We start from the raw sequence: 13795 nt of genomic DNA on the forward strand, positions 1-13795 counted from the left end.
GTATAGGGGCAAAGCATGGACGTGCAAAAAACAGTACAAACAGATCAAAAAGATTTTATTTGCGTATCTGATGTATGTAAAAGCTACGGTCAGGCAGATGCCAAAGTAAGTGTTCTTACTGGTATTACCACCACCATACACCAAGGTGAAATGTGCGTTTTATTTGGGCCATCTGGCTCAGGCAAATCCACCTTCCTTAACTTGCTTGGCGGTTTGGAATCGGCTGACGCTGGTTCTATTGTGGTGGATGAGCAAGACATTACCCAACTGTCTGCTAAACAGCTGGTGGAGTATCGTCGCAAAGAATTAGGATTCATCTTCCAGTTTTATAACCTCATACCAGACTTAACCATTCGCGAGAATATCGAGGTAGGTGCCTACGTTTCCAAGGCTTCCTTACCCATAGATGAGCTATTGCACAATTTGGGGCTTTGGGAACATCGAAATAAGTTTCCCAACCAGGTATCTGGTGGCCAACAACAACGCTGTTCCATCGGTCGTGCGCTGGTAAAAAATCCTCGTCTTTTGCTGTGTGACGAACCTACGGGTGCATTGGACTATACAACCTCCAAGGAAATCTTGCAGCTTATGGAACAGGTAAATCGTCAATATAGCTGCACTATGGTCATAGTTACTCATAACGATGCTATTAGGCATATGTCACATCACGTTTTGCGTCTGCATGATGGCCATTTGGTAGAGGATTACCTACAAACACAGCTGGTGCCTGCTAAGAATTTGGAATGGTAGGTAGGTATGTCACCGCTTATTAAACGACTTCCGCGTGATTTTGTTCACAATTTAGGTAAGTACCTAGGATTGTTTTTCTTGCTCACCATTACCATTGCTATGGTGTCGAGCTTTCTGACGGGTGCAAGTTCCATCCAAAAACTCATTGCACAAAATAGAGCCGTAAGCAATCTTGAAGATTTTTATATCACTACGCAGTTTAAGATTCCTCAAGACGTCATTACAAAGATTCAAAATCAGGGGTCTAACTGCAAGGTGTATGAGAACTTCTACACTGATGTTCAATTTACGGCCCCGGGAGCACATAAACAAACTACGGCGCGCCTGTTCAAAAACCGTACTGACTTTAATAAGGTTAGTTATGTAGAGGGTAGGGCCCCACAACAAGATACAGAGATTGCTCTTTCGCGTACCTACTGCAATAACAACAATTTGCAGATTGGGGACAAAGTTTCTTTGGATGGGCATACGTTTACGATTACGGGTTTTGTAAGCCTGCCTGATTATCAAGTATTAGAAAAGAAAAATACCGATTTGCTCTTTGACGGAGTGACCTTTACCTTAGCCCAGGTTACCAATGAGGCATATGATCAACTGGCAAAGACGTCTGTATATAGATACTCAGTCGTGTTGGATGACAAGACCATGAGCTTGAGTGATCGCGTGACGTATGAACGTGACGTGGCTCAATTGCTTACCAACAATCAGGTGTCTTTAACTGAGGTAATAGATAAAGAAGACAACAGTGCCTATAACTATGCCGATAAGGACCTTGTAGGAGACAAAAAAGGCTGGATAGTTGCAGGTGCAATCTTGTTGGTGGTAGTTTCATTTGTCTTTGTGGTACTTACCAAGGCTACTATTCTGTCTGAAAGTGCTGCTATTGGCACCCTTCTTGCTTCAGGTTATCGCAAGCATGAGCTTATTGCGCACTACATGGTCTTGCCAACGCTTACGGGGCTGCTGGCGGCAGCGGTGGGCAATGGTATTTGCTACAGCGGTTTTGCTGAGTTTATGGCATCAAACTACTATCGGTCATATGATATCGTGTCCTTTACGCCGATTTTCTCGATAGAGATTTTTGTCTTTATGTCTGTTATACCAGTGCTTTTACTAATGAGCGTTAATTTTATTGGTATTGCCGCCAGCCTGAAGGCAACGCCATTAGAGTTTTTGCGCCAAGAAACGCGCCACCATACGCGCAGGAGCAAGCTGGTATTTCCGGACCGTTGGAAGTTTTTACGCCGTTTTCGTGCACGTGTTTTGGCAAGAAATGCGCCGCAGTTTCTTATTTTGTTTTTGGGAATTGTGTTTTCAAATATCTTACTGCTTATGTGTCTGTGTATAGTGCCTTTGGTGGAAGAGTATGCTACACAGATGACCAAGATGGTACCTGCGCAGCATATATATACGCTTAAGGCGCCGTTGGAGATTGATGTTACACCTGCTCAGGCAGATGCCGCCTCCGCTCTTAGCATGTTGCACAAATACGAGCATCCAGAAGATGAGTTAAGCGCTGCTCGATACTACGATTTGCTCATGCGAGCATCCGCGTTAGAGTCCGATTCATATACTGCGGCTGGCCATCCCGTAAACATGTATTCCAATGCAGCTAAGACTATCGAGAAGTCCGAAAAGTTTGCTGTAACAACGCTTGAAATACCACGTGCAATTTCTGGCAAAGGCGAGGAAGTGAGCGTATACGGAATTGATCTTAACTCTGATTACTGGAAGTATGATGTGTCGGGTGGCAAGATTGTTATTGGTCGCGGATTAGCACAAAAATGTGGTCTTGTTCGAGGGGAGCAGTATACCTTTACGGATCGATATACCTCAGATACCTATGTGATTGCGCCTGATGTTATTGCAGGTAGTCAGACAGATATGAATGTGTATATGAGCCGTACTACATGGTGTGAAATCTTTGGTAAGCCAGCTGATTACTTTAATGGATATGCTTCTAACAAACCACTGCTGTTGGACGAAACCTATCTTGTAGCGCAAACAACGCCTGACCAAATGGCTTCTGCAGGCGAGCAAATGAGCCTTTCTATGGGCGGCGTGCTTTCTATGCTTATGTGGGTTGCCATCCCCGTTTCTGTATTGCTTATTTTCTTGCTTACTAAAACAAGCATCGAGCAGTCTGCACGCTCTATCTCCTATATGAAGGTTTTTGGATATACCGAGAAGGAAATTCGCTCGTTATATTTGCATCCTATAACGCTTGCGGTTCTTGTATCTGAAGTGTTGTCCATTCCAATAATCATTGCACTTGTGAATGAGCTTATGCGTCAAATGATGGCTGATTATGCGGGTAATTTCCCGCTTAATTACCGCCCAGAACTGCTTACTCAGGTATTGGCAATTGGCATTGCAACGTATGTAGTGGCAGCTTGTATTCATATGTGGAATATCCACAAGATCAGTCTAGCTGAGGCACTTAAAGTGTACGAGTAGTATACTACGAACAAGTGTACTGTTTTGTTCGTAAGGAGTTGCGCATGCCAGATGTATTTGAGCAATACGCTCCATTTGTGCGTGACTTTATCTACGAGCATGAGTGGGAATCCTTGCGGGCGATTCAACTTGCTGCTGCAGATGCCATTTTCAATACTACGAGCAACGTATTGCTTACCTCTTCTACCGCTTCGGGTAAAACCGAGGCAGCATTTTTTCCAATCCTTACTGAGCTGTGGGAGAATCCTCCTACCTCAGTGGGTGCTTTGTATATTGGTCCGCTTAAGGCGCTTATAAATGATCAATTTTATAGACTTGAAGATTTATGTGCTCAGGCGGATATTCCAGTTTGGCATTGGCATGGGGATGTAAGCGCTTCTCATAAAACAAAGCTGCTTAACCATCCCTGTGGTGTTTTGCAAATTACACCAGAGTCTCTTGAGGCACTACTTTTGCGGCGGCACGCAGAAATTCCAGCACTCTTTCATGATTTGCGTTATGTAGTTATAGATGAAGTTCATTCACTGTTGCGCGGGGATCGTGGCATGCAAACACTTTGCTTGATTGAGCGCCTTTCTCGCTTAGCAGATGTGAATCCACGAAGAATTGGACTGTCTGCCACCATTGGTGACCCTCAGTCTATGGCTGCTGTTCTTGCGGCAGATACAGGGCGCGCAACCGTTATCCCCCGTGTGGTTGGACCTCGCCAAACCTGGCGTCTTTGTATGGAGCATTTTTATACTTCTGGTCCTCAGGCAACAGAGTTGCACAAAGAGGCAGGTCAGGATCAAGATAGTAGTTCGCAAGCAGAACTATCATCAGAAAAAACAAATGGTGCGCCAGCGCTTGCCGATCCTGGCCTTGGTTATATTTACGAGCATACCCGTGGCAAAAAGTGTCTTGTCTTTTCTAATTCTCGGGAAGAGTGTGAGGCCGTTACGAGTACCTTGCGTTCATATTGCGAGTATAACCACGAGCCAGATAGGTTTTTAATTCATCATGGCAATTTGTCCTCCAGTCTCCGCGAAAGTGCGGAAGATCGTATGCGTGATGATGACGTAGCTCTTACTACTTGTGCTACCGCTACTCTTGAGCTTGGTATTGATATTGGTCGCCTAGAACGGGCATTTCAAATAGATACGCCCTTTACGGTTTCCAGCTTTTTGCAGCGTATGGGCCGTACGGGCAGGCGTGGTTTGCCACCACAGATGTGGTTTGTCATGCGAGAAGATCAGCCAGAACCGCGCAGCTTAGTGCCTGCAACAATACCTTGGAAATTGCTACAGGGCATTGCCTTGGTGCAGTTATACATAGAAGAGCGTTGGGTGGAACCTGTACGAGAAGGTCGCTTGCCTTATAGTTTGCTCTATCATCAAACCATGGCAATATTGGCATCTTCTGGTGATCTAACACCGGCTCAATTAGCTGGTCGGGTACTTAGTCTTTCTCCCTTTAAAACAGTGAGCACAGATGATTACAAACTGCTGTTACATCACCTTTTGCAGACGGAGCATATTCAGAAAACAGAAGAGGGTACCATACTGCTCGGGCTGGCAGGGGAGCGCGTTACCAATACCTTCCGCTTTTACGGCGTGTTTGTAGAAAACGAAGAATACACCGTTCGCTGCGAAAGTCAGGAGCTGGGCACGGTCGTGCAGCCACCTCCTGTAGGGGAAAAGCTGGCTATTGCTGGGCATGTTTGGCTGGTAGAAGAGCTAGACTACAAGCGCAAACTTGTGTATGTAACCCTAGTTAAAGCTAAGGTACCAGCTTATTTTGGTAACGTTGCAGGAGATGTTCACACACGTATTTTGGAGCGTATGAAGCAGGTGCTCCAAGAGCAAACAGACTATGCCTATATGCTTCCTCAAGCACGGGCGCGTCTTTTACAGGCGCGGGATGTGGCACAGGCAGCTCTTATTAGCGATAAGCCTCTGATCAATCTAGGTGGTGATACTTGGGTATTATTTCCCTGGTTAGGCACCTATGCGTTTTTGGCTCTTGAGCGCATTATAAAGCGAAAGCTTCCAGCACGCTTGGGGCTTAAAGGTATAGATGTATACCGTCCCTATTACTTTCAATTTAGAATGAATGCAACTCCAGAAGAGTTTTTTGAGACTCTATCTGAAGTTGCATTGGCAGATCTTGATCCTATGGAATTACTCTTTGATTCAGAGCTTCCCTTATTTGATAAGTACGATGAATACCTTCCCCGTGAACTCGTACGCAAAAGCTTTGCCCATGGCGTGCTTGACATACAGACTGCGCGTGCACGCATTATGCAGTGGATACAAAGCGAGTTGGGGGCGCACAAAAACTGAGCTCTGGTGCCGGACGCTTCCTACCGCTTCTTTTGCTCCTCGGCTTCACGGCGCTCATCTGCACCACGGCGATTATCGCCCTCAATTTCTTGAATGGGAGCAATGTCTTGAGTGGTTTCCAGAGCGCCAAGATAGGTGCCATCCTGGTCACGTACGGCAAAATAGCGGATGTAGAGGAATTTGCCGTGCAGATGAATCCAAAACTCGTACGAGTCACGAGCACCGCTCTTAAAGTCATCAAATACTTGATGTACCATCGCTTGACTGCGCGGTGGGTGGCAATCATATACGTCTCTACCTAGGCAACTCATGGGACGCGGGAATGCGCGAGTGTCTCCATGGCTAAAATAGCTGGTCTTATCGTCTGCATCGACAAAGGTAATATCCAAAGGAATGGTGTTGAGAACAGCGTCAAGCTGTGCGGCGGTAAACTCTCCGGTAGAAAGCTTAATCTTCTCAACAGATGTGGTATGAGTAGCATCAGAATCTGCGGATGTAGCACGCTTCTTTTCCATACTACGTACGGCGGCATCGGCAAGGTCCATCGCAGTGGCACGCCATGTTGGAGGCTGCTCGATAAATGCCCAGCCGTACTCTTTTTCCTCGCTGGCAATTTGAGTCCAGTCGCGTGCATTGAGCGTTTCTAAAGATAGAGGTATTAGTACATTTTCTTCCTTGCTTACCATGGACTCCATGCCATCTACCGCTTCGGTCAAAGGAGTTACCACGCGCACAATAAAGGCCTTGGCAGGAACAAGCAGTGCACGCTCAGAACTGTGACGAGCGGCAGCAAGAGCTTCTCGGACCTCATCGTCCTTTGCCCACATAACCTTGGAAGGACTAGAAATATCATTTTTTTCTAGGTGCGGGAAGAGTAGCTCTTCCTTGCGCTTATAGTGGATGGACACGGGGGCAAGAAATTCAATGTCATCTACTATTTTCTGCGCAAGCTGCGGGTCACGCAGCTCTTCATCCATGGCGTTTGCTTGCGCAATGTCTGCACGCACCCGGGCGATGCGCTCAAGAATTTTTTTATTTTCCTCGCGCATGGTATGCACAGGGTGGCCGGGCTTTTCTTCGGGAGATCCAGAGAGAGGAACACAGCTTACCGCACCCTCAAACAACGTGGCATGTACATCGCAAAGCTTCTGCACACGCTCAATGGGTGTGCCAGCGGCAATGAGTTCTTGTTCTGCTTCGGCAATTTCAGAGCCGCTTACCTGAGCAAAGGCTGCGGCAAAGTCCTTTTGTACACTCTCAAGAGACTCGCCCTTATCGAGACGATCAAGGTAAGAGTGGAGCAGCGCCTTGCGCTCGGAAGCAGACGCAGGCTCATCTGTGCTGGCAGATGCTTCTTGAGTTGGTGTCTCAACAAAAGCCTCAGCGCTATCCTCGACGGACTTAGCGGCAGCTTTCGTGGCTGACGGCGTGGAAGAGGCACCGTATACAGTACCGTCTTCACCAAGTACCGTAAAACCAGCCTCGACAAAGGCAGCTATGATATCAGAGAGCGCAAGCTCTTTATACTCACAGCCGCGAGGTATGGTCATGAAACGACCCACAGACTGCAAGCGTCCGGGCTTGGTAATTTCATCAAAGCCGATGTCTGCCATGAGACCTTTGACCTCGGGGTATTTTTTGCATATATCATAAACGGATGAACTAAGAGCAATAGTCTTATCCATGTGCGCTCCTTTGCGATCGTATGGACAGTTGTTTGGTAGGGCTTACTTTAGGGATAGTATTTCCGCCAAACATTGCGTGTACGCAACGTTTTTCCTTTCTCACAAAGTTTCTGTATATCCTACCAAAGTGGGGGTATTTAAAAACTAGTGTACTAAAAAGCCGTACAGCCGTATAGGAAGGAATTAATATGGAGGATACAAGCGCTCCTGCACCAGATGTAGTGGGCCAACCAGAAGGCCCTATAAAAAATATTGCAATTGCGCATCCGCTGGTGCTTAAGGATCAAGTCGATTATGCGCCAGCTCAGATAGTGAGCAAGACGCTTGTGCAAAATGATCAGGTAAGCATCACGCTCTTCTCGTTTGATGCGGGCCAGCAGATTGCTTCTCACATAGCTGGTGGTGATGCATTTGCTACGGTACTAGAGGGGCAGGGCAGCATCACTATTGACGATGCGCAGTACTTTGTGAGTGAAGGCCAATCGCTGATAATGCCTTTGGGTCACCCCCATGCTGTTTGTGCGGTTACTAACTTTAAGATGCTTTTAGTTGTTGTGTATCCATCCAAATGATGTATTACCATCAAAATGTTGTATTCCAAAGATATCAGCAGATAAAAGGCCTAGGTATGCAAAGCTAAATAAAGAGTTTTCAAATTTTTCGAATTTGTGCTGTACAAAAGTTAGTCATAGTGTACTATACGGATAGTCAAAAGTTAACTAACGGTGATATTTTATGCGGGTTCCTAATGAACAGGTAAAACGCAGTTCACCGATTAAAGAGGCGATTATAATATGAGCGAAATTATTGATGTTCTTGCACGTGAGGTACTTGATTCTCGCGGCAATCCTACCGTTGAGGTAGAGGTCCTTTTGGAGGACGGCTCTTTTGGCAGGGCAATGGTTCCTTCCGGTGCATCTACGGGTGAGTTTGAGGCTGTAGAGCTGCGCGATGGCGATAAGGACCGCTATCTTGGTAAGGGCGTCTTGAATGCTGTAAGCCATGTAAACAATGAACTTCATGATGTTATTGTTGGCATGGATGCAACTGATCAGCGTGCAGTAGATGCAGCACTTATGGCTGCAGATGGCACAGATAACAAGGGTAAGTATGGCGCAAATGCAATCCTTGGTTGTTCTTTGGCAGTTGCTCGCGCTGCAGCTCAGTCTGCCGACCTTCCGCTCTATGCTTATTTGGGGGGTACCAACGGTCACACCCTGCCCATTCCTATGATGAACGTACTTAATGGTGGTGTTCACGCCGATAATAACGTGGACTTCCAGGAGTTCATGATCATGCCTGTTGGCGCTCCCAACTTCCGCGAAGCGCTTCGTTGGTGTGCTGAGGTATATCACACGCTTAAGGACGTTCTTAAGGAGTCCGGTCTTTCTACTGGTGTTGGCGATGAGGGTGGTTTTGCTCCCAACTTGGTCAACAATGCCGAGCCCTTAGAGTACCTTATGAAGGCGGTCCAGCGTGCTGGCTTTACCCCTGGTAAGGACTTCATGTTTGCTATGGATCCTGCTACCAGTGAGGTATATGACAAGGAGCGCGGTGTCTACGTGCTTGCAGGTGAAGGTCGCGAGCTTACCAGTTCTCAGTTGGTAGATTACTGGGAGGAGCTTGTTAACAAGTATCCCATCATCTCCATTGAGGATGGTCTTGCAGAAGAAGACTGGAATGGCTGGATTGAGCTGACCCAGCGTTTGGGCAGGCGTGTACAGCTTGTTGGTGATGACTTGTTTGTAACCAACACCAAGCGCCTTGAGAAGGGCATTGAGGTTGGAGCTGCAAACGCCATCCTGATTAAAGTCAACCAAATCGGTACGCTTACCGAGACGCTCGATGCTATCGAGACAGCAAAGCGTGCTGGTTATACAGCGGTTGTATCTCATCGTTCGGGCGAGACTGAGGATACTACCATTGCAGATTTGGCAGTCGCTACCAATGCAGGCCAAATCAAGACTGGTGCACCTTGTCGCTCTGATCGTGTGGCTAAATACAATCAACTTCTGCGCATTGAGGACGCGCTTGAAGCCTCTGCAGAATTTGGTGGTAGCAAGGCATTTTATAACCTGCGTTAATTTGAGTTCATTCGTTTACCTCTGTCGAATCAAGATTAACTCCTCTCCTAAACGTCTTGAGTTCGACCACTTTAGCGCCGGTGGTGTTCCTCCTTCCTTCACCACCGGCGCTCTTTTTGTATCAAGTCAGAGTACGGTTTGTATGTAGTATTTGGGTTGGAGGTTTGCTTGAGCGGTGCCAGTATTTTGGATGTCCGTGGTGACTCAGAATATGTATCTTCACTTGAGCCCTATGGACCCCTGCTATGCCATGCGTTTATTTCAACCTTTGTTCGCTGTGCTTCTGGTGTTATTGCAGGTGTAAAGCCTGCTGCATTGTTTAACTTTAGGCCTCAGGCTGCATGCTGTATGTGGCAGGGTCCCCGTCTGCGCGCAAAAACCTGTGAACTTTTCCGTGGCTTTACCAAGGAGATTTCTGCCTATGGCGTAAGATGCATGACGGCTGGTAGTTGTCGTGATCGTATAGCACTGGTGGCGTATCGTCCAGAACTGGTTGATGCGATTCTTCAGGAGTCTGATATACGCGCATTTTTGCATGATGCAGGCTATCCCACTACGTCATCTACGGAGCTTATGCGCGCGTTTAGATTGCGTTTGGCTCAGTATTATCAAGCAAAAGCCCAGGCAAAATCTGCCAGCCAGCCCTTAGAGTTTGTGGCTGATGGCGGCTCTGCACCAGCTATCCCCGTTGAATTTCCCCATGAAATGGGCGTGGTATTTGGATATCCGCTTGAAGACGTGCTTGGGTTTATCCACAAGCAGCCCTGCAGTTGTAGGGGTGCTTGGTGTGCCTACGGAAATGTTGAGCGAGCACGTCAACGCTTTGCGCAGCTTGCCTGCTTGGAAGGAGCGTGCCTCAATCGTTTTAGATCAGGCACAAGCCTTATGGAACTTCTCGTAAGCTCAGGTGGGTAGCCACGGGCTTTGGAAGCTAAGTATCTAGGTGTTAGACGGCAAAAAGGAGCCGACTACATAAAGAAGGAGGAAGTTATGAGTAAGGTAGCAGTTGTATTTTGGAGCCAGACTGGCAATACCGAGGCCATGGCCCAGGCTATAGCTCAGGGTGCTGACACTGACATCATTGATTACAGTGATTTCTCTGGCGCAAAGGTTGCTGACTACGATGCTTTTGCTTTTGGTTGCCCTGCAATGGGTGACGAGGAGCTTGATCCCGACTTTGAGGAGCTTTGGGATGAGTGCGTTGGTGAGTTTGGCGAGAAGCCCGTGGTGCTGTTTGGTTCGTATGACTGGGGCACGGGCGAGTGGATGGACAGCTGGAAGGAGCGCGCTGAATCTGCTGGCGTAAACGTCATTGATGCCATTATCGCCAACCTTGAGCCTGAGGACGATGTGTTGGATGCACTTCGTTCTGCTGGCGAGAAGCTCGCTGAGTAGTCAGGTATATCTTCACAGCTGTTAGTAAGCTGTGTTTGATTGAGTATGACAAGCCGCTGTCTTACGATGGCGGCTTTTTCTTTTTTGTGAGTGTGGCTTACTCTGGTTGTGAGGAAGCATTACAGCATTTGTTAGGATTGCTGGCTCTGATCAGCACGTTTTATACTGGCGAGAATCCTTGTGCGCCAATCAGAGTTCTTTGCGCTGGTATAGGCCAGCATCTCTGAAGCCTTGTGCTCGATAGTATGCGCGGGTGCCCACAGAGCTGATCACATTGAGGCTGGTATAACCCGCGTTTGCAGCAATCGTACTTGCCTGAATAAGCAATTTTTGACCAAGCCCTTGATGCTGCGCCGAGGCCCCTTCTGTACCCAATGACAGCGCTTGCCCATACACATGCAGCTCTCGAACCATGGCTTGACCTGGTTGGACTACCAGCTCATCAGCGCGCACGTCACAGGTACCGGCCAACAATTGGTCCCAATGGGGTAGTGAGAGCCTACAAAAACCAGCAATCTTGTTGGTGGTTGTTACCCATTGCAAGAAGTGCTCCTCACTCACCGCCGTGTCATAGCTATGGTCTTGCAGGGTGAGTTCTTTTGCCTGTACCTGTTGTTGATTAATTTCTCTAAATCGAATTTCCTGTACCTGGCAAGCCTGCTCTTGTGCAGCAAGGCGCTGTTCGACCATTTGCCGCAGGTTGGTGTGCTTGTTGCCTACCAAAATATCAGTGGAACTAATATCGCGAATCATGCGAGAAATGCGTACATACGCAGGAGCTGCCATCACGTCATGTACCAGTACGTCCACCAATTCCTCTTGAGAGTAGGGGTGCCAGCTACCAGCTTGGTATGCTTTAACCAGCTGTGTCCCCTCTACCAGTGCACAAGGGTAGAGCTTGATCTCATCTGGAAGGTAACCAGGATCAGTTACAAACGTTGTAAAATCGTTCTTGTCCGCCTCAGGTGTGGCGCCTAAAAGATTGATCATCAGATGGGAATGAATTTTAAACCCATACAGGCGTATAAGTGAAAAAGCACGCTTTATTTGCGCGGTGGTCATCTGACGTAGGTTAGCGTCAAGAATTTCTTGGCGTGTGCTTTGGATGCCAATTTGGATTTTAGTACAGCCAAGCTGCCTAAACATTGTGAGTGTTCTTGCTGTAATGGTATCCGGACGTGTTTCTATAACAAGACCCACTACGCGACAAGCAGCTGTCTCATTTTTTTGCTGCTGGTAAAGAAGCTCTTCAAGGGTGGCACTCATGTGCGACCATGCCTCTTGATGGGGGGTACTTGTGTCGTATAGCTTGTGAAATGCCTGGTTATAGCTGGCTGTTCCTGCATCAACAGCAGCCTGTTGGTTGGCAACAAAGCTGCGGAGGGCTTCTTCTGCGTTGTGCATTCCGTAAGAGCGGTACCAGTCCAAGCGCTTCTCGATAGCCTGTGGCGAGGCGGGCCAGTCATTGAGTGCACGAAAGAGCTCATGCACAAACCAGTATTGATAGCTTGTAGGGTAGTCACTCCAGGTGCCGCCCAGAACAATGAGCTCGACCTTATCGATAGAATGGCCCATTTGATGCAAGGCACGCAGGCGAGCGGCAACCTGTATATAGGGATCAAAAAAGGCCTGTTCCGCGCGCTGACAGGCGGGCTCATTGGCAATATAGCTTTTGGGCATGCGCAAATCGCAGGGGCAGTACAGACAATTGCTCGAGCAGCTATGGGGGCGCGTAATAACCGTAATAGTTGCTACTCCAGAGGCTGTGCGCCGCGGCTTCATGCGCACCGAGCGTACAAAGCGCGCTTCCAACTGAGGCGTGACCTCCCACGATTGCCAGAGCTTAACGTCCTGATTTTTGACTTGTAAAAAGTAGGGCAGGATGGCCCGCTTGGGAATTTGCTTGTTGCGAGGAGTGCTGTGAGCGCGCAGCAGTGCCTCGAGCTGGTGGACATCAAGAGTGGTATCGGGATGGGCGCGCAGCTGCTGTAATATGTCTACTATGAGTTCATTCATACTCGCATTATACGCAGCCAGCCTCATGTGCGCGTACCGCAGCAGCAACAGGAGAGTAAAATTCACGTATGAATACTTCTTGGGACACGTCAAACACAAGGCCAGCGATCTCTTTGCAAGCTGCTCGTCAGCTCAACCAGATTACGTCTGAGTTTTATAAACAGCAGGCATTGAGTTTTTCTGCCACACGACAGCTGCCTTGGCAAGGATGGCAGTCCTGTTTGGATGCTATGCCCGCGCTCATGGCTGTCGAGAAACTCCTTGTGCTTGATATGGGCTGTGGCAATCTACGCTTTGCTCGCTTTTTAACAGGGCAAACACTGGTGCATCCTGGGGCATATTATGCGGTGGATAATTGTGAACCGTTGGTTCATAGTACAGAGGTTAACGCTCAATGTAGTTTTATTAAGCTGGATATAATTACCAGCCTTCTGGATGGTACCTTGGCAGCCCAATTAGAGGTGCCGCTTTGTGATGTAGTGGTAGCCTTTGGCTTTATGCATCATGTGCCGGGTAGGCAAAATCGCTCACAGCTCCTGCAGCTTTTGGTAGAGAAGACCAAGCCAAAAGGATATCTTTGCGTTTCATTTTGGCAATTTATGAACAGCGTAAAACTTGCTGGAAAAGCACGGCAGACCACCGAGCAAGCCTTGCAGCAGTTGCAGCTTGATCCCAGTGTATTAGAGGAAAATGACTACCTCATAGGCTGGCAAAATCAAGGACACACTTGGCGCTATTGTCATCACACTACACAAAACGAACTCAAAGATCTTGTCGCCTCTCTTGGTACTCAAGTTCGTATCTGTGCGCAATTTAGCGCCGATGGTAAGGAAAACAACCTCAACCGCTATTTGGTATTACAGCGTCTATAGTGCGCAAGTATAGTTTGACACAGGGATAAGGTTGGACGCGCAGCTAAGAATCCCTTTTTTATTAATTTGTCAAGTCAAAAACGGTAAAGTAATAAATGTATGCTCATTTATTCATAGCTACGTATAATCAAATCATAAGTTAGCAGGTATTAACTTAGGTGCTCGGTAAGGTAGATCAGGGATAGGAGTTTGTTTAAAAAGAAAGAGGGGTGAAC

General features: G+C 47.6%; 10 protein-coding genes. 8 read left to right on the forward strand and 2 right to left on the reverse strand.

Going from position 1 to position 13795, the window contains the following annotated elements; genetic code table 11:
* Positions 1-15 precede the first annotated feature (15 nt).
* Genes HMPREF1091_RS02865 through HMPREF1091_RS02875 form a run of 3 tightly spaced genes read left to right on the forward strand, consistent with a single transcriptional unit; the run spans position 16 to position 5528 of the window.
* Positions 16-750 carry an ABC transporter ATP-binding protein gene (locus HMPREF1091_RS02865; protein WP_002563332.1) on the forward strand — a complete coding sequence of 245 codons (735 nt, stop codon included), beginning with the start codon at positions 16-18 and terminating at the stop codon, positions 748-750.
* A 6-nt stretch (positions 751-756) separates the two neighbouring features.
* The gene (locus HMPREF1091_RS02870) at positions 757-3207 is read left to right on the forward strand and encodes an ABC transporter permease (protein ID WP_002563333.1); all 2451 of its coding nucleotides are present in this window, start codon (positions 757-759) and stop codon (positions 3205-3207) included.
* 44 nt (positions 3208-3251) lie between these two features.
* Positions 3252-5528 (forward strand): DEAD/DEAH box helicase, encoded by a 2277-nt coding sequence (locus HMPREF1091_RS02875; protein WP_002563334.1) that lies wholly within the window; start codon positions 3252-3254, stop codon positions 5526-5528.
* A 20-nt stretch (positions 5529-5548) separates the two neighbouring features.
* Here the strand turns inward: HMPREF1091_RS02875 and HMPREF1091_RS02880 are convergent, their stop codons facing one another.
* Positions 5549-7213, reverse strand: a complete 1665-nt coding sequence (locus HMPREF1091_RS02880) for a DUF438 domain-containing protein (protein WP_002563335.1) — start codon at positions 7211-7213, stop codon at positions 5549-5551.
* Between the two features lie 188 nt (positions 7214-7401).
* On the opposite strand from HMPREF1091_RS02880, the gene HMPREF1091_RS02885 reads away from it, so the two are divergent.
* The 4 genes from HMPREF1091_RS02885 (at position 7402) to HMPREF1091_RS02900 (ending at position 10692) form a co-directional block, all read left to right on the forward strand.
* Positions 7402-7785 (forward strand): cupin domain-containing protein, encoded by a 384-nt coding sequence (locus tag HMPREF1091_RS02885; RefSeq protein ID WP_002563336.1) that lies wholly within the window; start codon positions 7402-7404, stop codon positions 7783-7785.
* Between the two features lie 222 nt (positions 7786-8007).
* On the forward strand, positions 8008-9297 hold the full coding sequence (eno, locus tag HMPREF1091_RS02890) for a phosphopyruvate hydratase (protein ID WP_002563337.1): 1290 nt from the start codon (positions 8008-8010) through the stop codon (positions 9295-9297).
* Positions 9298-9465: 168 nt separating this feature from the next.
* Entirely contained in the window at positions 9466-10212 is a 747-nt protein-coding gene (locus HMPREF1091_RS07995; protein ID WP_002563338.1) for a DUF3793 family protein, read from the forward strand.
* A 75-nt stretch (positions 10213-10287) separates the two neighbouring features.
* Complete coding sequence (locus HMPREF1091_RS02900; RefSeq protein ID WP_002563339.1) at positions 10288-10692, forward strand: flavodoxin domain-containing protein; 405 nt, start codon at positions 10288-10290, stop codon at positions 10690-10692.
* Positions 10693-10881: 189 nt separating this feature from the next.
* Here HMPREF1091_RS02900 and HMPREF1091_RS02905 read toward each other — a convergent pair whose 3' ends face one another.
* Entirely contained in the window at positions 10882-12708 is a 1827-nt protein-coding gene (locus tag HMPREF1091_RS02905; RefSeq protein WP_035424898.1) for an elongator complex protein 3, read from the reverse strand.
* A gap of 68 nt (positions 12709-12776) precedes the next feature.
* Between HMPREF1091_RS02905 and HMPREF1091_RS02910 the strand changes: the two genes are divergently transcribed.
* Positions 12777-13580, forward strand: a complete 804-nt coding sequence (locus tag HMPREF1091_RS02910) for a class I SAM-dependent methyltransferase (protein ID WP_002563341.1) — start codon at positions 12777-12779, stop codon at positions 13578-13580.
* The last annotated feature ends 215 nt before the right edge of the window (positions 13581-13795 follow it).

The organism is Atopobium minutum 10063974 (assembly GCF_000364325.1).
Lineage (GTDB): Bacteria > Actinomycetota > Coriobacteriia > Coriobacteriales > Atopobiaceae > Atopobium > Atopobium minutum.

Coding starts and splice junctions, on each gene's coding strand:
- HMPREF1091_RS02865 (WP_002563332.1), top strand. CDS start 16: ATGGACGTGCAAAAAACAGTACAAACAGATCAAAAAGATTTTATTTGC.
- HMPREF1091_RS02870 (WP_002563333.1), top strand. CDS start 757: ATGTCACCGCTTATTAAACGACTTCCGCGTGATTTTGTTCACAATTTA.
- HMPREF1091_RS02875 (WP_002563334.1), top strand. CDS start 3,252: ATGCCAGATGTATTTGAGCAATACGCTCCATTTGTGCGTGACTTTATC.
- HMPREF1091_RS02880 (WP_002563335.1), bottom strand. CDS start 7,213: ATGGATAAGACTATTGCTCTTAGTTCATCCGTTTATGATATATGCAAA.
- HMPREF1091_RS02885 (WP_002563336.1), top strand. CDS start 7,402: ATGGAGGATACAAGCGCTCCTGCACCAGATGTAGTGGGCCAACCAGAA.
- eno (WP_002563337.1), top strand. CDS start 8,008: ATGAGCGAAATTATTGATGTTCTTGCACGTGAGGTACTTGATTCTCGC.
- HMPREF1091_RS02900 (WP_002563339.1), top strand. CDS start 10,288: ATGAGTAAGGTAGCAGTTGTATTTTGGAGCCAGACTGGCAATACCGAG.
- HMPREF1091_RS02905 (WP_035424898.1), bottom strand. CDS start 12,708: ATGAATGAACTCATAGTAGACATATTACAGCAGCTGCGCGCCCATCCC.
- HMPREF1091_RS02910 (WP_002563341.1), top strand. CDS start 12,777: ATGAATACTTCTTGGGACACGTCAAACACAAGGCCAGCGATCTCTTTG.